17 protein-coding genes are annotated in these 20,768 nt (G+C 44.9%); 11 read left to right on the top strand and 6 right to left on the bottom strand.

All coding sequences use genetic code 11. The features are described 5' to 3' along the window. Nucleotides 1-126 precede the first annotated feature (126 nt). On the top strand, nucleotides 127-2,481 hold the full coding sequence (locus tag ACMXYR_RS01420) for a penicillin-binding protein 1A (protein WP_415902634.1): 2,355 nt from the start codon (nucleotides 127-129) through the stop codon (nucleotides 2,479-2,481). Between the two features lie 70 nt (nucleotides 2,482-2,551). Here the strand turns inward: ACMXYR_RS01420 and fba are convergent, their stop codons facing one another. The 4 genes from fba to tkt form a co-directional block, all read right to left on the bottom strand. Next, entirely contained in the window at nucleotides 2,552-3,616 is a 1,065-nt protein-coding gene (gene fba / locus ACMXYR_RS01415) for a class II fructose-bisphosphate aldolase (protein WP_415883237.1), read from the bottom strand. 85 nt (nucleotides 3,617-3,701) lie between these two features. Beyond that, the gene (locus tag ACMXYR_RS01410; RefSeq protein WP_415902633.1) at nucleotides 3,702-4,865 is read right to left on the bottom strand and encodes a phosphoglycerate kinase; all 1,164 of its coding nucleotides are present in this window, start codon (nucleotides 4,863-4,865) and stop codon (nucleotides 3,702-3,704) included. A gap of 34 nt (nucleotides 4,866-4,899) precedes the next feature. After that, nucleotides 4,900-5,955: a type I glyceraldehyde-3-phosphate dehydrogenase gene (locus ACMXYR_RS01405; RefSeq protein WP_415902632.1), complete on the bottom strand. Its 1,056-nt coding sequence runs from the start codon at nucleotides 5,953-5,955 to the stop codon at nucleotides 4,900-4,902. A gap of 60 nt (nucleotides 5,956-6,015) precedes the next feature. Continuing rightward, entirely contained in the window at nucleotides 6,016-8,010 is a 1,995-nt protein-coding gene (gene tkt / locus ACMXYR_RS01400) for a transketolase (protein WP_415902631.1), read from the bottom strand. Between the two features lie 314 nt (nucleotides 8,011-8,324). Between tkt and metK the strand changes: the two genes are divergently transcribed. From metK to ACMXYR_RS01350, 10 genes are all read left to right on the top strand, one after another. Beyond that, nucleotides 8,325-9,518, top strand: a complete 1,194-nt coding sequence (gene metK, locus ACMXYR_RS01395) for a methionine adenosyltransferase (protein ID WP_415902630.1) — start codon at nucleotides 8,325-8,327, stop codon at nucleotides 9,516-9,518. A gap of 179 nt (nucleotides 9,519-9,697) precedes the next feature. After that, on the top strand, nucleotides 9,698-11,755 hold the full coding sequence (locus ACMXYR_RS01390; protein ID WP_415902629.1) for an EAL domain-containing protein: 2,058 nt from the start codon (nucleotides 9,698-9,700) through the stop codon (nucleotides 11,753-11,755). Between the two features lie 8 nt (nucleotides 11,756-11,763). Continuing rightward, nucleotides 11,764-12,492: a 16S rRNA (uracil(1498)-N(3))-methyltransferase gene (locus ACMXYR_RS01385; protein WP_415902628.1), complete on the top strand. Its 729-nt coding sequence runs from the start codon at nucleotides 11,764-11,766 to the stop codon at nucleotides 12,490-12,492. Nucleotides 12,493-12,544: 52 nt separating this feature from the next. After that, complete coding sequence (gene gshB, locus ACMXYR_RS01380; RefSeq protein ID WP_415902627.1) at nucleotides 12,545-13,498, top strand: glutathione synthase; 954 nt, start codon at nucleotides 12,545-12,547, stop codon at nucleotides 13,496-13,498. Then, entirely contained in the window at nucleotides 13,467-14,462 is a 996-nt protein-coding gene (locus ACMXYR_RS01375; protein ID WP_415902626.1) for an energy transducer TonB, read from the top strand. The genes gshB and ACMXYR_RS01375 overlap by 32 nt, the downstream gene beginning before the upstream one ends. A gap of 37 nt (nucleotides 14,463-14,499) precedes the next feature. Next, entirely contained in the window at nucleotides 14,500-15,072 is a 573-nt protein-coding gene (locus tag ACMXYR_RS01370) for a YqgE/AlgH family protein (protein ID WP_415902625.1), read from the top strand. Between the two features lie 53 nt (nucleotides 15,073-15,125). Continuing rightward, nucleotides 15,126-15,602: a Holliday junction resolvase RuvX gene (gene ruvX, locus ACMXYR_RS01365; protein WP_415902624.1), complete on the top strand. Its 477-nt coding sequence runs from the start codon at nucleotides 15,126-15,128 to the stop codon at nucleotides 15,600-15,602. Then, nucleotides 15,583-16,098 (top strand): bifunctional pyr operon transcriptional regulator/uracil phosphoribosyltransferase PyrR, encoded by a 516-nt coding sequence (gene pyrR, locus ACMXYR_RS01360; RefSeq protein ID WP_415886693.1) that lies wholly within the window; start codon nucleotides 15,583-15,585, stop codon nucleotides 16,096-16,098. Before ruvX ends, pyrR begins: the two co-directional genes overlap by 20 nt. 9 nt (nucleotides 16,099-16,107) lie before the next feature. After that, complete coding sequence (locus ACMXYR_RS01355; protein WP_415886692.1) at nucleotides 16,108-17,112, top strand: aspartate carbamoyltransferase catalytic subunit; 1,005 nt, start codon at nucleotides 16,108-16,110, stop codon at nucleotides 17,110-17,112. A 5-nt stretch (nucleotides 17,113-17,117) separates the two neighbouring features. Continuing rightward, nucleotides 17,118-18,392 (top strand): dihydroorotase, encoded by a 1,275-nt coding sequence (locus tag ACMXYR_RS01350; protein WP_415902623.1) that lies wholly within the window; start codon nucleotides 17,118-17,120, stop codon nucleotides 18,390-18,392. A 61-nt stretch (nucleotides 18,393-18,453) separates the two neighbouring features. Here ACMXYR_RS01350 and ACMXYR_RS01345 read toward each other — a convergent pair whose 3' ends face one another. Together ACMXYR_RS01345 and ACMXYR_RS01340 are read right to left on the bottom strand one after the other, a co-directional pair. Further along, entirely contained in the window at nucleotides 18,454-19,620 is a 1,167-nt protein-coding gene (locus tag ACMXYR_RS01345) for a PilT/PilU family type 4a pilus ATPase (RefSeq protein ID WP_415886689.1), read from the bottom strand. Between the two features lie 22 nt (nucleotides 19,621-19,642). Then, complete coding sequence (locus ACMXYR_RS01340; protein WP_415902622.1) at nucleotides 19,643-20,677, bottom strand: type IV pilus twitching motility protein PilT; 1,035 nt, start codon at nucleotides 20,675-20,677, stop codon at nucleotides 19,643-19,645. Nucleotides 20,678-20,768: the final 91 nt, after the last annotated feature.

The following is a 20,768-nucleotide window of genomic DNA, read 5'->3' as shown; positions in this document are numbered from 1 at the left end:
ATTTAGTACACTTGGCCCACTCTAACCGACATTAAAAAGCAAATTAATATTTAATATCTGCTAGAGGATCAACACCACCTGTCTATATAATAGACCCAAATCAACTTTTCATTGTATCAGAGTAGCATGTCAGCTATGGTTTCGCTTTTCAAACTTTTGTTTAAACTAGGTATTTTTTGCACATTCCTAGGTGCACTTTCGCTTGCAGGCGTCTATTACCATTTCGCACCAAAACTACCTAATACAAATTCCCTTAAAGAAGTACAGTTTCAAACCCCTTTGAGAATTTTTTCTAAGGATGAAAAGCTCATCGCCGAGTTCGGTGAAAAAAGACGCACACCAATCAACTTTGAAGATATTCCACCTCAGTTTATTCAAGCATTAACAGCTGCCGAAGACAGCCGTTTCTTTGATCACTTAGGCATAGATATTAAAGGTCTAACCCGAGCAGCATTTCAACTAGCATCAACAGGCCATATCCAAAGTGGTGGCTCCACCATTACCATGCAGGTAGCTAAGAATTTCTTTCTAACCCGAGAAAGAACATTTACTCGGAAGTTCATGGAAATTCTACTCGCACTTAGAATCGAACAGGAACTAAGTAAAGAAGAAATCTTCGAGCTTTATATCAACAAAATCTACTTAGGCCACCGCTCATACGGCATACAAGCAGCAGCTAATGTCTATTACGGCAAGAATATCGAAAACTTAAGTCTTGCTCAGCACGCAATGATTGCAGGCCTACCTAAGGCACCTTCTGCATTTAACCCAATTACAAACCCCAACCGAGCTATAGAGCGCCGAAACTGGATTCTAAAGCGCATGCATGCCCTTAGTTTCATCAACGATCAACAATTTGAAGAAGCTACTGCAGCTCCCGTTACAGCCAAATATCATACTAGCGATATAGAATTACGTGCTTACTATGTTGCTGAGATGGTTCGAAAAAAGCTATACGAACAATTCGGTGAGAACTTATACACTAATGGCTATAAAGTTTACACAACACTTGATAGCAAACTTCAATCATCAGCAAACATCGCAGTGTCTAATGGCTTAGTAGCATACTCAGAGCGACATGGTTATTTAGGAGCTGAAGATAAGTGGGATATCACTAATATCTCATTTGAAGAGCTACAGAAAAGATTAAACAAGGTAATCTCTTATTACACCCTCCGACCTGCTGTAGTTCTATCAGTCAACGATAAATCTGCTGAACTACTCCTAAAAGATGGCCAAAAAGCGATCTTAGAATGGGAAGGCATAGCTTGGGCAAAACCTTATAAGTCAGTTAACCACACAGGAAAAGCACCACAGAAAGCTAGCGACGTCTTACAGATAGGTGACTTAATTCGCATAAGAGAGAAAGGAGACAAATTCCATCTTACGCAAACCCCTAAAGTTCAAGGCTCTCTTGTTGCACTAAACCCTAAAGATGGCTCAATCGTATCACTCGTTGGCGGTTTTAATTTCACTCACAACAAATTCAATCGCAGCACTCAAGCTATACGCCAACCAGGCTCTAACTTCAAACCCTTTATATATGCTGCAGCCTTGAATAAAGGTTACTCAGCCGCTTCACTAATAAACGATGCACCAATTGTATTTCATGATAAAAATCTTGAGGGTAACTGGCGACCAGAGAATTCTAGTAGAAAATTCTACGGCCCAACCAGACTCCGCGAAGCCCTTTACAAATCTAGAAACCTCGTATCTATAAGATTATTAAGAGCTATTGGTATAGATACAGCACAGACTTATTTAGATTTAGCAGGCTTTGACCGTACCAAGTTGCCAAACAATCTATCTCTATCTCTTGGCAGCGCAGATGTTACACCATTACAGCTGGTAACTGGCTATGCCGCTTTCGCCAATGGAGGCTTCAAAATAGAGCCCTACTTCATTCAGCGTATAGATAATCAATTTGATGAAAATCTATTTACAGCTGAGCCAACAATTGCCTGTAAAATAGATTGCAAAGTAAGTAACAATCAAAAACTAGCTCCTCAGATTTATAATGAGCAAGTAACATTCCTTACATACAATATAATGCAAGATTCCATCCGCAAAGGCACTGCACGTAAAGCCTTAGTATTAAATCGGGATGATATTGCAGGAAAAACAGGTACAACCAATGACCAAAAAGATGCTTGGTTCTCTGGATTCAACCAAGACTATGTTGCTACAACGTGGGTAGGTTTTGACCAACCCCAAACACTTGGCCGACGTGAATTTGGCGGGACTGCCGCATTACCTATCTGGATAGACTTCATGCGCGACGCCCTAAAAGACAAGGCTGAGAACGCTCCAAATCCACCTGAAGGAATAGTTAGCGTCAAAATCGATCCCCGTAGCGGACAATTAGCTTACCCTGGACAGGATGATTCTATCTACGAATACTTCCGTAAAGAAAATATTCCAACAGGTTATGCCACTCCTAGCAACTCAGGAACTAAGAATGCTGAAGAAGAGCTTTTCTAAAGCGCCTTATTCTACAGCAATAAAAAAACCGCCTTTAGGCGGTTTTTTTATTGCTTAAACTCAAGAAGATTTAAGCGATTTTTGGATCTAACTCACCGCTCTCATACTTCTCTGCCATTTTTTCCAGAGAGATTGCAGTGATCTTAGATGCATTACCAGCAGTACCAAATGCCTCATAACGATTAACACAGATATCTGTCATCGCTTCCATAGACTTCTTCAGGTATTTACGTGGATCAAACTCAGCTGGATTTTCAGCTAAGAAACGACGAATCGCACCAGTAGATGCAAGACGCAGGTCAGTATCGATGTTTACCTTACGTACACCGTACTTGATACCTTCAACAATCTGCTCAACCGGAACACCGTAAGTTTCTGGAATTTCGCCACCGAATTCGTTGATCACAGCCAACCACTCCTGAGGTACAGAAGAGGAACCGTGCATTACTAGGTGCGTACCTGGAATACGTTCGTTGATCGCCTTAATGCGGTCGATCGCCAGAATGTCACCTGTTGGTGGACGGGTAAACTTGTAAGCACCGTGAGAAGTACCGCAAGCAATTGCCAACGCGTCCACACCAGTCTTCTTAACAAAGTCAGCTGCTTCATCAGGATCCGTCAGCATCTGGTCGTGAGACAGTGTACCTTCAGCACCAATGCCGTCTTCTTCCCCCGCCTGACCTGTTTCCAAAGAACCCAGGCAGCCCAGCTCACCCTCTACAGAAACACCACACGCATGTGCCATCTCAACTGTACGGCGAGTAACATCAACGTTGTATTCGTAGCTCGATGGTGTTTTACCATCAGACATCAGGGAACCGTCCATCATGACTGAGGAGAAGCCCATCGCGATTGTACGCTGACAAACTGCAGGAGACGTACCGTGGTCTTGGTGCATACATACCGGGATATGCGGGAATTCAGCAATCGCCGCTTCGATCATGTGACGCAGGAAGTTAGAACCCGCGTATTTACGTGCACCGGCAGATGCTTGAACAATCACTGGAGAGTTAGTTTTGTCTGCCGCTTCCATAATAGCGCGCATCTGTTCCAGGTTGTTCACGTTGAATGCTGGAATACCGTAGTCGTTTTCAGCAGCATGATCCAGCAGCTGACGCATGGAGATCAGAGCCATTTTGTCACCTTCAAATATTTGTTAACTTCGTCGAAAGACGGGGATGGGCAGAGTTTACCACCCATCCGACATTAAAATCAGTTTCTTATGAATTCTTTGCTTCTAGAGCAGCTACAGCAGGTAATTTCTTACCTTCAACAAACTCAAGGAACGCACCGCCACCTGTTGAGATGTAGGATACTTTATCTGCGATATCGTATTTATCCACAGCCGCCAGCGTGTCACCTCCACCGGCGATAGAGAAGCCCTGGTTTTCAGCGATTGCCAAAGACAGTGTCTTGGTACCTTCACCGAACTGGTCAAATTCAAAGACACCGACTGGGCCGTTCCAGATGATCGTACCTGCATCTTTCAGCAGCGCAGCCAGGTTCTGTGACGACTGTGGACCGATATCCAGAATCATGTCATCTTCAGCTACATCATCAACAGATTTAACCGTCGCTTCAGCCGTTTCAGCAAACTCTTTCGCTACAACAACATCCACTGGCATCGGGATGTTTACTTTCTCCATCAGGTCTTGAGCTACTGGAATCAGATCGTGTTCGCACAAGGATTTACCCACTGGCTTACCAGCGGCTGCAAGGAAAGTATTCGCAATACCACCACCAACGATCAACTGGTCAACTTGGTCAGACAGCGCTGTTAACACTTCAAGTTTCGTCGATACTTTAGATCCGCCAACGATCGCTGCAAGAGAACGAGCAGGCTTATCTAGCGCCTTACCTAATGCATCTAGTTCACCCGCCAGCAGAGGACCTGCGCAAGCTACTTCAGCAAATTTTGCCACGCCATGGGTCGATGCTTGAGCACGGTGTGCCGTACCGAATGCATCCATAACATAAACATCACACAATGCAGCCATCTTCTGAGATAGCTCTTCATTGTCTTTCTTTTCGCCTACGTTGAAGCGAACGTTTTCCAGCAACACTAGATCGCCTTCAGCAACTTCAAAGCCTCCATCCAACCAATCTTTGATTAGTGGAACTTCACGACCCAACAAGCCGCCAATATGGTTAGCTACAGGCTGTAGAGAGAACTCTTCGTTATATTCACCTTCCGTTGGTCGACCTAGGTGAGACATTACCATCACCTTAGCACCCGCTTTAAGCGCCAGCTCAATAGTCGGCAGTGATGCACGAATACGCGCATCAGAAGTTACTTCACCATTTTTCACTGGTACGTTTAAGTCTTCGCGGATCAGAACGCGCTTGCCGCTCAGATCCAGTTCGCTCATTTTCAGTACGCTCATTGACGTGCCCTACTTAAGTTTTGAAATATTTAAATCAAGAATTCGTTTCTTCGGCAGCGGATTCGGCACTGCCATCCAAAGCTAACCAGTACTTTGCTACATCTAACATACGGTTAGCAAAGCCCCATTCATTATCAAACCAGCATACAAGTTTGATTAGACGCCCCTCAGAAACTTTAGTCTGGGTACCATCTACCACCGCGGAACGGGAATCGCGATTGAAGTCTACAGAAGCATGCGGTTCTTCTGTATAACCTAATAGTCCCTTTAACGGCCCTTCATTAGAGGCACGTTGAAGAATTTGATTCACTTCATCTACGCTGGTCGACTGCGATACATTAATTGAAAGATCCATCATCGACACATTAATCGTAGGAACTCGAACATGCAGGCACTGAAATTTACCTGCCAGATGTGGCAACAGGCGATCGATACCTTTATCTAGGCCTGTATCCACAGGTACGATCGAATGCATAGCACTTCGAGTCAGACGCAGATCGGTCTGATGGTAGCTATCGATAACCGGCTGATCATTCATCGCAGAATGAATTGTAGTTGTAACACCGCTTTCGATCCCCAACTGCTTATCCAGTAAATCTAATACCGGAATAATACAGTTGGTTGTACAGGAAGCAGCAGATACAACTGTATGTTCTGGGTGCAGCTGTTTTTCATTCAGGCCGAATACTATGGTTGCATCCACTTCATCAGTCGCCGGCTGAGAAAACAACAAGCGTTGCGCACCGCTATGCAGATGCAACTGAGCTAGAGAACGAGCTTTAAACGAGCCAGAGCATTCAAAAAGAAGATCAATGCCCAAATAAGCCCAAGGCAGATCCTCAGCATCAGATTCATTCAGAACCTGAATAGTGTCGCCATTGACTAGAAGCTGTTTGCCATTGTGTTCAACAGATACAGGAAAGCGACCATGAGTCGTATCGTAGCGGGTCAGGTAGGTTACCGTTTCAAGATCGGAAAGCTCATTGATAGCAACAACCCTAAACAGATCTTGCAATCCATTTTCATAAATCGCGCGCAGGACGCATTGGCCGATACGACCATAGCCATTAATTGCAACGCGATAACTCAATCTAGAACCCTACCCTAAAAATAAAAAGACCCGGAACCCCGGGTCTTTTTACGTGTTCTATTAAAGAACAGATTTAACCGTTTCTACTACGTTTTCAGTAGTGAAACCAAAGTGCTTAAACAGCTCACCTGCAGGTGCAGATTCACCGAAGGTACGCATACCAACAATTGCACCATTCAAACCAACATATTTGTACCAGAAGTCTGCCTGTAACGCTTCGACAGCAACACGCGCAGTCACAGCAGCAGGAAGAACAGATTCACGGTACTCAGCAGACTGCTGATCGAACACACCTGTTTCTGGCATAGAAACAACGCGCACATTCGTACCTTCAGAAGCAAGTGCTTCAGCAGCGCCCATCGCCAAGCCTACTTCAGAACCTGTAGCAATCAGGATTGCATCCGGCTGGCCATCTGTATCACGCAAGATGTAACCACCTTTCGCGATGTTTGCAATCTGCTCTTCTGAACGAGCTTGGTGCGGTAGTCCCTGACGAGAGAAGATCATTGCCGTTGGGCCATCTGCACGCTCAAGCGCAGCTTTCCAAGCTACTGCAGATTCAACTGCATCACACGGACGCCATGTGCTCATGTTTGGCGTGTGACGTAGGTTAGCTACTTGCTCAACAGGTTGGTGAGTCGGACCATCTTCACCCAGACCAATAGAATCATGTGTATAAACATGGATAGCACGTTGCTTCATCAGTGCAGCCATACGTACTGCATTACGCGCGTATTCCATAAATACAAGGAAGGTTGCACCGTAAGGGATGAAACCACCGTGCAAAGCGATACCGTTCATGATCGCAGACATACCGAATTCACGCACACCGTAGAAAAGGTAGTTACCGGATGCATCATTCTTCTCTACACCTTTGCAGCCAGACCACAGTGTCAGGTTAGAACCCGCCAAGTCAGCAGAACCGCCCAGCAGTTCAGGCAGCATAGGGCCGTATGCATTCAGTGCATTTTGAGACGCTTTACGAGACGCAATCGTTTCGCCTTTCTCAGCAATTTCAGCAATGTAAGCATCGGCTTTTTCAGCAAAATCAGCTGGCAGCTCTCCAGAGATACGACGCAGCAGCTCATCTGCCAGTTCAGGGAACTCAGCACGGTATGCAGCGAAACGTTCGTTCCACTCATTCTCGGCATGAACACCCGCTTCCTGTGCATTCCAGTCTTCAGCGATTTCAGCAGGCACTTCAAAAGCAGGATGAGTCCAGCCCAGACGCTCACGTGTCAGAGCGATTTCATCATCACCCAGTGGCGCACCGTGGCAATCTTCCTTACCTTCTTTATTAGGAGAACCAAAACCGATAATTGTTTTACAGCAGATCAGCGTTGGCTGCTCTGTGTTCTCTTTCGCCTGCTCGATCGCTGCGCGAATCTGATCAGCATCGTGACCATCAACACCCGGGATCACCTGCCAACCGTAAGACTCAAAACGCTTAACGTTATCGTCGGTGTACCAGCCTTCAACTTCACCATCAATAGAGATGCCGTTGTCATCCCAGAAAGCAATCAGCTTACCAAGGCCTAGTGTACCCGCTAGAGAGCAAGCTTCATGGGAGATACCTTCCATCAAGCAGCCATCACCCATGAACACATAAGTGTTGTGATCAACAATATCGTGACCTTCACGGTTGAACTGAGCAGCAAGCGTTTTCTCTGCTACCGCAAAGCCTACCGCGTTAGTGACACCTTGACCCAATGGACCTGTTGTAGTTTCTACACCTGGGCAGTAACCATATTCAGGGTGACCCGCTGTTTTAGAATGAAGCTGACGGAAGTTTTTCAAATCTTCAATAGAGACATCGTAGCCAGTCAGGTGAAGCAAGCTGTAGATCAGCATAGAGCCATGACCATTGGACAGTACGAAACGGTCGCGATCGAACCACTGCGGGTTTGTTGGGTTGTGCTTCATAAAATCGTTCCAAAGCACTTCAGCGATATCCGCCATACCCATTGGGGCACCCGGGTGACCAGATTTAGCTTTCTGTACGGCATCCATGCTCAACGCACGAATCGCGTTGGCAAGTTCTCTACGAGAAGACATTAACTCAGCTCCTGGGCATTTTGCCCAAAATAGAAGGTTCAGGAAAAAATTGGGCGCAATTTTCTCGCAGATAGAGGAAAGCTTCAAATAAGAATTGCACTTTCAGGGTAAAAATGAGCGTTTTTCATCCAAAAATTTAAATTTCTCATGCTGAACGCACTGTAAAAATATGCATTTCACTAAAGTCGCGAGTAGAATACGCACTTTAAAAATCCACATGGTATTCCAACTGCTAAACTTTTTTCTGCACTTTGTGTCTTTTTAGCATCAGGTGAATTCCATCGTAGCCCTATTTTGTAAAGGTAATTTTCACAATGAGCGAATATAGCTTATTTACATCAGAATCCGTTTCCGAAGGTCACCCGGACAAAATTGCTGACCAGATCTCCGATGCTGTACTGGATGCTATCATTGCTGAAGATAAGCATGCTCGTGTTGCCTGCGAAACACTGGTAAAAACTGGTGTAGCCGTCGTTTCTGGCGAAATCACAACGTCTGCTTGGGTAGATTTGGAAGATCTAGTTCGGAAAGTCATTAATGATATTGGCTATACGTCTTCTGATGTAGGTTACGATGGCGATACGTGTGGCGTAATCAACATCATCGGTAAACAATCCCCTGATATCAACCAAGGTGTTGACCGCGCTAAGCCTGAAGATCAAGGCGCCGGCGACCAAGGCTTGATGTTTGGTTATGCATCAAACGAAACTGATGTATTGATGCCGGCACCAATCACTTATTCTCACCGCCTGGTTGAGCGCCAAGCTGAAGTTCGCAAATCAGGCCTATTGCCATGGCTGCGCCCAGATGCGAAATCCCAACTTACATTCCGCTATGAGAACGGCAAGCCAGTAGGTGTTGACGCACTTGTACTGTCTACTCAACATAACCCTGAAGTATCTCAAGCAGATCTTCGTGAAGCAGTAATGGAACTTATCGTTAAGCATGTTATTCCAGCTGAGTGGATCACAAAAGAGACTCAATTCCATATCAACCCAACAGGCAACTTCGTAATCGGCGGCCCAGTAGGTGACTGTGGCCTAACAGGCCGTAAAATCATTGTTGATACTTATGGCGGCATGGCTCGTCATGGTGGTGGGGCATTCTCTGGTAAAGATCCATCTAAAGTAGACCGCTCTGCTGCTTACGCTGGGCGTTATGTGGCCAAGAATATTGTAGCAGCAGGTCTAGCTGACCGTTGCGAAATTCAGGTTTCTTATGCAATCGGCGTAGCTGAGCCAACATCCGTATCTATTAATACATTCGGCACTGGCAAGATCTCCGATGATAAGATCATTCAGTTAGTTCGTGAGCACTTTGACTTGCGCCCTTACGCGATCACTACAATGCTTGATCTACTACACCCAATGTATCAACCAACTGCTGCATACGGCCACTTTGGCCGTAACCCGTTCGAAATGGAGTACAAAGGTGAAACCTTTACTGCATTCACATGGGAGCGCACTGATAAGGCAGAAGCCCTACGCGAAGCTGCAGGCCTATCTTAATTTAGTGATTTTTATACAAAAAAAGCGCCTTATGGCGCTTTTTTATTGCCTACAGTAAGTTATATGACAATAATGAGAAACTTACTTCGCGATCTTTCTTGGAACTAATGCAACTTAGTAATTTTAGCATCCGGCAAAAACTGATCGGACTCGTCATCATACTCGCGCTAGGTATATTGATGACCTCCAGTCTTGCCTTTTACTTTTCATACCAAGACACCTTGGCCGGAAAGAAAGATCAAATTCGCAGTGTTGTTCAAGTGTCTGCCAGTCAGGTTCTTCATCTGCGCGCGTTAAAAAAATCCCAACAGATTTCTGAAGCTGACTACTTACAACGCCTTCGATTGCTAATCTATAGCACCAGCTATTCAAATGGCAGCTATATCTTTTTAATGACTCAAGAAGCGCGTATTTATCTTCATCCCAAGCGCCCTGAGCTTGAAGGGCTATTAATCAATGAAGTACCCCACATAAAAAATGGCGAAGCCATTGCAGCCAGTTTTAAGCAAATTGCAGCAAACCCAGAAAAATCACAATTTTGGAAACTCTACCTGCCTAAGCCAGACGGCGGACCTTCACTGGAAAAGCTAACCTACGCGCAACTACTCCCTGACAGTGATCTTATTATTGGTACTGGCGTATACCTTGATGATCTAATTCCCGTGTACATCAATCGCGCGCTAAGCTACATAACGATAACCTTAGCCGTTTTACTGGCAGCATTTGCGACTGCAGTACTGATATCACGCAATATAGTTCAACCCATCATCATTCTCTCTGGACAGATGAAACGCCTCTCTTCAGGCGATATCGACCAAGAGATACGCTTTACTCATCATAAAGATGAAATCGGCCAAATAGCACAATCGTTAGAAGAGTTTCGCGATCACTTAATTGAAAATAAACGCTTACGTTATATGCAGGAACATGTTCAGTTCCTCGAGAATTTTGATCCTGTTACTCGCCTCTATAATCGCCGTGCTATTGGCGAAGCGCTTGAACGAGAGATCATTCGTAACTTTGAAAACCAAGAACAGGTTTCATTTTTATTTATCCGTTTAGATCTCCTAAGAAACTTAACCATAGAATTAGGCGATGAGCAGCGCGACCAAATTTTGATTGAAACAGCTAACCGCTTAAGACAAATACTGTCGATCAACCACCGACTAGCACGAATAGGCGAAGGTTGTTTTGGTCTGATGCTCATAAACAAACCAGCACACATCAACCTTGAAGATGTAGCTGACTCTATTCTCAATACTATTGAGCAACCCATCCAATTAGATAACCTGCAGATCCAGATTGGGGCACGCATAGGCATAGCGTCCTATCCAGAAGATGGTGACCAACAGTTTGAGTTGATAGGACGTTCTGAAATTGCTGCTAAAACTGCTCGTAAAAGGGAACAAGGCTGGCTCTACTTTAGTCAAATCAAAGGCCAAACAGCCGAGCACAAACTAGCGCTATGGCAGGACCTTTCAACCGCAATGGATCAAGATCAGTTTTATTTGGTCTTCCAACCGTTATTTGACCTAGAAAGTAATGCTCCATTGTCCGCAGAAACCTTATTAAGATGGACCCATCCTACACTAGGGCCCATCTCACCAGCAGTTTTCGTCCCTTTAGCAGAACAAAGTGGGTTGATTTCACGCCTTGACCATTGGGTTCTCAATGCCGTTGCCAAGCAATGCCGCAATTGGTTGGACAAAGATATCGTTTTCCCGCGCGTAGCGATCAACCTATCCGGCATAAGTTTCCTAAGAAACGACTTTGAGCAAAAGTTACAAAGTATTTTCTCTCAATATAATGTAACCCTTGAGCATATAGAACTCGAACTTACTGAAGGGGTATTAATTGAAGATTTAGGTCGTATTCAAGAAAAATTAAAACGAGTACGTAATCTCGGTGTTAACATCTCGATTGATGACTTCGGCACAGGCTACTCGTCGCTCAGCCGCATAAAAAGCCTTCCTGTCGATCATATTAAAATTGACAAGTCGTTTATCGATGATATTGATACGAACCCACAGGATCTAAAAATAGTTCAGGCAATCATTCTTATGGCCCAAGGCTTACAACTTCACGTTGTAGCAGAAGGAGTAGAAACCGAGCGCCAACTATCTATTCTCCGTGAAGAGCAATGTGATGTAGTTCAAGGTTATTTATTGAGTCGCCCTCTCCCCGTGGCAGACTATGAAGCACTAATCGATGAAGATCTAATCATTGAAGGCGACTAAATTTTATTATGAGAATACCGCGTTTTTTCGAATCTCAGCCCCTACAAACAGGTACAGATATATCTTTAAGCGATTCTGTTGTCCAACATGTCAGTCGCTCCCTTCGAATGCGACCTGACGATCAGATAATTCTATTCAATGGCGATGGTTCTGAACACAAAGCTAGGCTTATCAATATTGAGAAACGCAGCGTCACCGCACGAATTATTGAAAGCAGCCCCTCTTCTACCGAAAGCCCTCTACCTATTACTATAGGCCAAACACTTTCACGCGGAGAGAGAATGGATTATGCCGTACAGAAAAGTACTGAAATGGGCGTAAAATCGATTACCCCTCTATTTTCTGAACGCTGCGAGGTCAAACTACCAAAGGAACGCCAAGAAAAACGAGTTAAACATTGGCATCAGATTGCTGTTAGCGCTTGTGAACAATCCGGCCGTACAGTGCCTCCTGAGATAGCCTATCCAACTGATTTAGAAACATGGCTCGCTGCACAGGATGCCGAACTTAAACTCGTGCTACATCACCATAGTGAACAGCCGCTGCAAGAAATGCCGGCGCCAAGCTCTGTCGCATTGCTAATTGGACCAGAGGGCGGACTCACCAGCGATGAAGTTGAACTTGCGACACAATATGGGTTCAAACCCCTGACACTTGGACCTCGCGTTATGCGTACAGAAACTGCTCCCGTAGCCGCATTAACATTACTCAATTACCTATGGGGCGACCTCGCTTAGCCGCAAGAGGATACCCTCTGCGCTTAAACGATAAAGATTAAGGATCAAAGAAATGACAATTAAGCTCGGCATTGTGATGGACCCTATTGATAACATCGCATTCAAAAAAGACAGTTCACTTGCCATGCTATGGGCTGCGCAGCAGAAAGGCTGGGAGCTTTGGTATATGGAACAACACCATCTATTCTCTATGGATGGTAAAGCTCAAGCTAAGATGACTCCGATTGAAGTGATGATGGACGAGCAAAAATGGTTTGAACGCGGCGAATATGAAACGCGCGATCTATCCGATCTCAATGTGATTTTGATGCGCAAAGATCCACCATTCGATAACGAATTTATCTATACCACCTATCTGTTAGAGCAAGCAGAAAAAGAAGGCTCTTTGATTGTTAACAAGCCCCAAAGCCTTCGTGATTTTAATGAGAAGCTCTTTGCGACGCATTTTCCGCAATGCTGCCCACCTGTGTTAGTCAGCAAACATGACTCAATGCTACGTGAATTTCATAAAGAGCATGGAGATGTCATTTTCAAACCACTCGATGGCATGGGCGGTTCTCAAATATTTCGCATCAAAGAAGACGGCCTAAACTTGGGCGTGATTATTGAGACTCTTACAAATCACGGCCAACAAACCATCATGGCTCAAAAGTTTATTCCCGAGATCGTAGATGGTGACAAACGCATTCTACTAGTGGATGGTGAGCCAGTACCATACGGCCTGGCACGTATACCAGCCAAAGGGGAAACCCGCGGCAACTTAGCTGCTGGCGGTCGAGGTGAAGGACGCGAACTGACTGAACGCGATTATTGGATCTGTGAACAGATTGCTCCCACCCTAAAAGAAAAAGGGTTACTATTTGTCGGTCTGGATGTCATTGGCGACTACCTAACAGAAATTAATGTGACCAGCCCAACATGCATTCGCGAATTGAATAATCAGTACGGCCTGGATATCGGAATGCAGCTAATGAATGCAATCGAACACAAACTGGCAAAGCAATAAAAAAGATGCTGCGAGCAAAGGTTTTACCGAAGTGAGCACCGCTGTAACACAAACAGTGACCGCGGTTGAACGTTTCGGTTTCACGTTATTTTTCGCGACCGCGTTACATGCGGTTGCGATTTTGGGGATCACGTTCACATTTAATAACGAACGTCCGCCTCAAAAAACGATTGAAATCACCTTGGCTCAACACCAACAGCAAACAGCCCCTAAAGAGGCTGATTTTATTGCACAGGCCAACCAAGAAGGCAGTGGCACAAGCAAAGAAAAATTGCTGCCATCCACACCTCAAAAAGCGGAATTTAGGGATGACCAGCCCAAGCAGGCTACAGCCATCGCACAAGCACTTGAACCAACGCCCCCTAAACCAGACCCAAGTGCCGCAGCCGTTAAAGCAAATATAAAAGCAGACAATAGTTCTACACAAAAAGCGAAACAGACAGTAGTCACAGCTACGCAAAGCACGAAGAAAACTATTACCAAGACCGCTAAGCAGCAACAGAAAGTACCATCCGGCGGTTCTCCCGGCACATCTCTTCTTGCGAGAAGCTTAGAGATGGCTAGCTTACAAGCTGAGATTGATGCCCATCGAGAGATGAGAGCCAAACAGCCTCGAATTAAACGCCTGACATCAGCATCCACTAAAAAACGTGAAGACGCACTCTACCTTCATAACTGGCGCAAAAAAATTGAGAATATTGGTAATCTTAATTACCCTGAAGAAGCTCGAAGAAACAAAATGTATGGCCGCTTACGCCTACTGGTTGCCATCAAACCTGATGGTTCAGTAAAAACCATCGAGATACTTGAATCATCTGGAAAACAAATCCTCGATGATGCAGCTATTCAGATTGTTAGGCTTGCAGCCCCCTTCCAACCCTTCCCTATAGAGATGAGAAAAAGTACAGACATCCTAGAGATTATTCGCACATGGAAATTTGAGAAACGCGCCTATTTGGACTAATTCTTAAATAACGTAGATAAAAAATGGGCTAGTAATTATGACCTCATCGAGCTGTTCGTTACGCAACCATTTTCTTATATCCATGCCCCATCTGAATGACCAGAGCTTTACTCAGACTGTTACCTATATTTGTGACCATAGCGATTATGGAGCTATGGGCATTGTGATTAACCGCCCTGTTGGCATAACTCTGATTGAATTGTGTGATCACCTTAACCTTCCCTGCTCTTCTATCGCGAATCAACAGCAAGCTATTTTCAGCGGAGGCCCTGTCAGAAGTGACAGAGGTTATGTTCTACACAAAGCAGCTGATCCCTTTGAATGGAGTAACAGCCACTGTGTAGCGGATGATATTTATCTCACCACCTCAATTGACGCTATAGAAGCCGCTGCAGATGGGCGTTTTGAACACAATTATTTAGTTGCATTAGGTTGCGCCGGCTGGAGTCCTGGTCAGCTTGAGCAAGAGATGAGCGATAATGTTTGGTTAAGCTGCCCAGCAAATTCAGATATACTCTTCAGCACTCCGGCTGGTGATCGTTTACAGGCAGCCGCATCAATATTGGGCATTAACCTTGATCTACTAACCGCCCTGCCCGGACACGCCTGATAAATTTGCGTCAGGCATTATGTCCATTTGGGATATAAGGTTCTGACACAGGCATGAGCAATCAGATCAATCAAGTTGTGGCTTTTGATTTTGGGACCTCCCGTATAGGGGTGGCGACCGGTCAAAGCATTACAGGTACTGCTACACCACTCCCTCCTTTTTCTGCCCGAGATGGTCAACCTAATTGGGACGAAATTTCCAAACTAATAAATGAATGGAAACCTGACGCTTTGGTTGTCGGCATCCCCCTAAACTTTGACGGGACCATTAGCGATATGGCTCATAGAGCAAGGAAGTTTGCCAACCGATTACATGAGCGGTATAAAACGCCCTGCTTCTTGATGGACGAGCGGTTATCTACGGCTGAAGCCAAAGAGATTCATTTTGCTGCCGGGGGTAGTGATAATTTTAAGAAAGAGTCTGTCGATGGCCTTGCCGCACAACTCATTTTGGAAAGCTGGTTTAACTGCGACATTAGAATTCCTAGCCATACCCGATTGGAGGAAGTTTATGACAACAAACGTACTTAATGCTGAAGCTCTGCTGGATAAAATGCAGCAGGAGTTACAAGCATTGCTGTCTAAAGATGATAAGCCTGACCCACTGATGATCGGCATTCATACGGGCGGGGTATGGTTAGCGGAGCGCCTACATCAAGCCCTAGGTTTAGACAGCCCTTTAGGTGTCTTAGATATCTCTTTCCATCGAGATGATTTTGAAACCAGTGGGTTAAATCCTAAAGTTCAGCCTTCTAAACTGCCCTGCACTACTGAAGGGCGACATATTATTCTTGTAGACGATGTAATCATGAGCGGCCGCACTATACGCGCAGCCATGAACGAGCTATTTGACTATGGCCGCCCAGCGTCTATTACACTTGCGACACTGCTTGATCTACAGCAGCGTGAGTTACCTATACAGGCAGATATAATTGGCGGCACATTAGCTATCAGTGCTGACCAAGCTGTAAAACTTTCTGGTCCAGAACCTTTGGCTCTGGAGATCCGAAATCGTTCTGACGACTGAGTATTAATCATGTTTGAACAAAATGATCCGAATCAAATACAACTCACCAACGAAGGTGAGTTAAAGCACTTTATTACTACCGAAGGGCTTTCTCGTGAATTGCTAACCGAGATTTTAGATACCGCAGACTCTTTTGTAGACATGAGCGCCAAACAGGTGAAGAAGGTTCCCCTGTTAAGAGGAAAAACAGTCGTCAACCTATTTTTTGAAGCGAGTACCCGTACGCTTTCAACATTTGAACTAGCTGCAAAGCGTCTTTCTGCTGATGTTCTTAACCTAAACATCAGCACATCCTCGACCTCTAAAGGTGAGACACTAAAAGACACGCTAATGACACTGCATGCCATGCACTCCGACATGTTCGTGGTTCGCCATTCGAGTAGTGGCGCAGCACATTTTATTGCTGAACATGTAACTCCCGATGTTGCTGTTATCAATGCTGGTGACGGTCGTCACGCACACCCAACACAAGCGATGTTGGACATGCTAACCATCCGTCAGGCCAAAGGCGACTTTGCTCCGTTAACCGTGGCAATTGTTGGGGATATTTTACATTCCCGCGTGGCTCGTTCTCAGATTCATGCGCTACGCATCTTAGGCGTAAATGAAATTCGCGTGATCGCGCCAAATACACTTCTACCTCGTAATATCGAGGCCTTAGGAGTGAAGGTATTCACCAATATGCAAGAAGGCATCAAAGACGTTGATGTTGTAATGATGCTACGTCTACAGAAAGAACGTATGAACAGCGCTCTTCTGCCAAGCGAAAGTGAATTTTACAAGCTTTATGGTCTAACTATGGACAAACTGCAGCTAGCAAAACCTGATGCTGTAGTCATGCACCCAGGCCCAATTAACCGCGGCGTTGAAATAGCATCATCCGTTGCTGATGGTGATCGCTCCCTTATTTTAGATCAGGTAACAAACGGTATTGCTGTGCGAATGGCAGTCATGTCTATGGCAATGAGCGGGCAAGCCAAAAGTCGTCCGAGTCAGCTGGAAGCAGGAGAGTAACGACCATGAACATTCTTATTCAAGGCGGTCGTATCATTGACCCTGCAAACCAAACTGACAAAGTTGCTGACTTGTATGTAATTGATGGTGAAATCGCAGCTTACGACTCCGCTCCAGAAGGTTTTAAAGCCGATCAAACAATCAACGCTGAAAATCATGTTGTTTGCCCCGGTCTAATAGATCTATGTGCTCACGCACGCGAACCTGGCCCAGCACAAAAAGGCTCGATAAAAACAGAAGCATCCGCAGCCGTTGCTGGCGGTGTCACTACAATGGTTACACCTCCTTCTACCAATCCTGTTATTGATACGCGGGCGGTTGCTCAACTGATTCAGGATCGCTGTGAAGAAGAAGGTAAAATGCAAATTTTACCTATGGGTGCGCTAACTAAAGGGCTACAAGGTGAACAACTTGCCCCTATGGCCGCTCTTTCAGCAGCAGGATGTATTGCATTTACCAACACACGCAATCCGGTTGCTGACTCTTTAACCCTAACACGCTGTTTAGAATACGCCGCTACCCATGATCTACTCGTTATTTTCCAAGCAGAAGATAATGCTTTAGCTAAGGGTGGCTGCATGCATGAAGGGAGTACTTGTACTCGCTTAGGTCTGAACGGCATCCCAGAATCAGCGGAAACTATTGATGTATCTCGCAACCTACTGCTTGTAGAGCAGACAGGTGTGCGTGCTCACTTTGGTCAGTTATCCTGTGAACGCTCTGTTCGTATGATTACCGAAGCACGCGAAAGAGGCCTACCTGTCACTGCAGATGTATCAATTCAAAACCTGCTACTGACTGATGAAAATGTGAATGGCTTTAACAATGACTTCCACCTCATACCACCTTTGCGTAGTCAGTTAGACCGTGCAGGTTTAATCCAAGGGTTATTAGGCGGTAGCATTCAAGCAATCTGTTCTGACCACCAACCGCACGAGCGTGCAGCTAAAGAGGCACCATTTGCTGATACTGAGCCTGGTATGATCGGCTTGGAAACATTACTGCCTTTAGGTTTATTACTGGTTGAACAGAACATGTTAGATCTGCCTCAACTTATTGAAAAATTAACCTCAGCCCCTGCTGAAATTTTAGGCCTACCTACAGGCAATCTAAGTATTGGTAGCTCAGCAAATATCTGTATTTTTAATCCTGAAATGGAATGGCAACTCACACCTAAAACCTGCCACTCAAGAGGCAAGAATACTCCGTTCATGAACTATCCACTAAAAGGCAAAGTGTCCCAGACACTGTTCCAAGGCGAAGTAGTATACAACGGCTAAATACAAAAAAGCCGCGATAGTGATATCGCGGCTTTTTGTTTCCAGCGTAGCAATACGTTATCTACATACCCTTAACGTTAGCATCACCTTCGTTATGCAAATAATCCTCTTCATCCTGTAGATGGAAAGATTGATTATCTTCATCTGGAGCCAATTCAGGATTCGTATCAGCACTCAACTTAATCATCAGACGAAGATCGTTTGGCGAATCAGCATGGGCTAGTGCTACATCGTAAGTAATCACCCCATCTTTGTAGAGATTAAACAAAGATTGGTCGAACGTCTGCATACCTAAGTTGGTCGATTTCTTAACCACATCTTTAATTTCATGAACTTCACCTTTACGAATCAGATCCTGAATTAATGGCGTGTTGATCAATACTTCAATCGCTGCACGACGTCCCTTACCATCTTTAGTAGGTAACAGTTGTTGCGCAATAATCGCTTTAAGGTTTAATGAAAGATCCATCCACAACTGATCATGATGCTCAGGCGGGAAGAAGCTAATTACACGGTCCAATGCTTGGTTGGCATTATTAGCGTGTAAAGTTGCTAGAGTTAAATGACCTGTTTCAGCAAATACGATACCGTGCTGCATCGTCTCCCTAGTACGGATCTCACCCATCAAAATTACATCTGGTGCCTGACGGAGCGTATTTTTTAGTGCTACATCAAACGAGTCGGTATCGATACCTACTTCACGTTGAGTGATGATACTTTGCTTATGTTCGTGAACATACTCAATCGGATCTTCGATGGTAATAATATGACCCCGATGATTGGTATTACGGTAATCAATCATCGATGCTAAAGAGGTTGATTTACCTGTAGAGGTACCACCAACAAATAAGATTAATCCTCGTTTTGTCATAGACAAATCACGTAGGATTGGTGGCAGATTCAACTCTTCTAAGCTTGGTATATAGTTATTAATCTTCCTTAATACCATACCCGCTGAATTACGTTGGAAAAATGCTGATACACGAAAACGTCCCAAACCTGGCGCACTAATCGCAAAGTTACACTCATGACAACCCTCAAACTCCGCAAGCTGCTTGTCATTCATAGTACTGTACACAAGAGCTCGAGCCTGTGATGGCTTAAGGGTGTCTTTTGTTAACGGTTTCAAAGTACCATCAACTTTAATCGTCGGCCTTGCACCGGCCGTTACAAAAAGGTCAGAGGCATCCCTATCAACCATCACCTTTAGTAGTTGCGTAAAATCCACGCCGTTTATCTCCTAAGCTCAATTAGAACTGTTGAGGGTTCGCTGCTCGTTCACGCGCAATTTCGCGAGTAATCAATCCTTTTTGCATCAACTCTTGTAGAGACTGATCCAAAGTTTTCATGCCAAATGATGCACCCGTCTGGATAGCAGAGTACATCTGGGCTACTTTATCCTCTCGGATAAGGTTACGAATAGCCGGCGTACCGATCATAATTTCATGAGCAGCAACACGTCCACCTTTTGGCTTTTTCAAAAGAGTTTGCGATATAACACCCATCAGCGACTCTGAAAGCATGGATCTCACCATATCCTTCTCAGCGGCTGGAAATACGTCAATAACACGGTCAATTGTTTTTGCTGCAGAGGTTGTATGCAATGTACCAAATACTAAGTGTCCCGTTTCTGCTGCAGTCAAAGCAAGACGGATAGTTTCCAAGTCTCGCATCTCGCCCACCAGGATAATGTCCGGGTCTTCACGCAACGCCGAACGAAGAGCATTAGAAAAACTATGAGTATCCCTATGTACCTCACGCTGGTTTACCAAGCATTTCTTGCTTTCATGCACGAATTCGATTGGGTCTTCGATAGTCAAAATATGATCAGCACGAGTATCATTAATGTAATCGATCATCGCAGCCAATGTGGTACTTTTACCGGAACCCGTTGGCCCCGTGACCAGTACTAAACCACGTGGTTTTTCTGAGAGATCCTTGAAAACCTTGCCCATATCCAGATCATCTAAGGTCAAAACTTTACTGGGGATCGTACGGAAAACGGCACCCGCTCCGCGATTTTGGTTAAATGCGTTTACACGAAAACGCGCTAGACCAGGGACTTCGAACGAAAAATCCGTTTCGAGTACATCTTCGTACTCTTTACGTTGTTTATCGTTCATAATGTCATATATGAGTGTATGGACCTGCTTGTGGTCCAGCGAAGGCAGTTTTATGCGACGTACATCACCGTCAACACGAATGATTGGAGGCATCCCTGCAGATATATGCAAGTCAGATGCACCTTGTTGTACGGTAAATGATAAAAGTTCGGTAATATCCATAACGTTCCTGTAACCCGGCACTGCATTATATAGTTATAAAGTAGTTCTAGCAGAATCCCCGTTGCAATCCAATTGCTAAGGTCACAAATAT

Origin of the sequence: Neptuniibacter sp. QD29_5 (genome assembly GCF_047778125.1) — a bacterium.
In the GTDB taxonomy this organism is placed as follows: Bacteria; Pseudomonadota; Gammaproteobacteria; order Pseudomonadales; family Balneatricaceae; genus Neptuniibacter.
The sequence above is the reverse complement of the archived record's forward strand: the minus strand, read 5'-3'. Positions and strand labels throughout refer to the sequence as shown.

Excerpts from the sequence above, each read along its gene's own strand:
- ACMXYR_RS01350 (WP_415902623.1), top strand. The coding sequence starts at position 17,118 with ATGAACATTCTTATTCAAGGCGGTCGTATCATTGACCCTGCAAACCAA.
- ACMXYR_RS01385 (WP_415902628.1), top strand. The coding sequence starts at position 11,764 with ATGAGAATACCGCGTTTTTTCGAATCTCAGCCCCTACAAACAGGTACA.
- ACMXYR_RS01375 (WP_415902626.1), top strand. The coding sequence starts at position 13,467 with ATGCAATCGAACACAAACTGGCAAAGCAATAAAAAAGATGCTGCGAGC.
- tkt (WP_415902631.1), bottom strand. The coding sequence starts at position 8,010 with ATGTCTTCTCGTAGAGAACTTGCCAACGCGATTCGTGCGTTGAGCATG.
- ACMXYR_RS01390 (WP_415902629.1), top strand. The coding sequence starts at position 9,698 with ATGACCTCCAGTCTTGCCTTTTACTTTTCATACCAAGACACCTTGGCC.
- ACMXYR_RS01420 (WP_415902634.1), top strand. The coding sequence starts at position 127 with ATGTCAGCTATGGTTTCGCTTTTCAAACTTTTGTTTAAACTAGGTATT.
- ACMXYR_RS01370 (WP_415902625.1), top strand. The coding sequence starts at position 14,500 with ATGACCTCATCGAGCTGTTCGTTACGCAACCATTTTCTTATATCCATG.
- ACMXYR_RS01410 (WP_415902633.1), bottom strand. The coding sequence starts at position 4,865 with ATGAGCGTACTGAAAATGAGCGAACTGGATCTGAGCGGCAAGCGCGTT.
- gshB (WP_415902627.1), top strand. The coding sequence starts at position 12,545 with ATGACAATTAAGCTCGGCATTGTGATGGACCCTATTGATAACATCGCA.
- ACMXYR_RS01355 (WP_415886692.1), top strand. The coding sequence starts at position 16,108 with ATGTTTGAACAAAATGATCCGAATCAAATACAACTCACCAACGAAGGT.
- ACMXYR_RS01340 (WP_415902622.1), bottom strand. The coding sequence starts at position 20,677 with ATGGATATTACCGAACTTTTATCATTTACCGTACAACAAGGTGCATCT.
- pyrR (WP_415886693.1), top strand. The coding sequence starts at position 15,583 with ATGACAACAAACGTACTTAATGCTGAAGCTCTGCTGGATAAAATGCAG.
- ruvX (WP_415902624.1), top strand. The coding sequence starts at position 15,126 with ATGAGCAATCAGATCAATCAAGTTGTGGCTTTTGATTTTGGGACCTCC.
- metK (WP_415902630.1), top strand. The coding sequence starts at position 8,325 with ATGAGCGAATATAGCTTATTTACATCAGAATCCGTTTCCGAAGGTCAC.
- fba (WP_415883237.1), bottom strand. The coding sequence starts at position 3,616 with ATGGCTCTGATCTCCATGCGTCAGCTGCTGGATCATGCTGCTGAAAAC.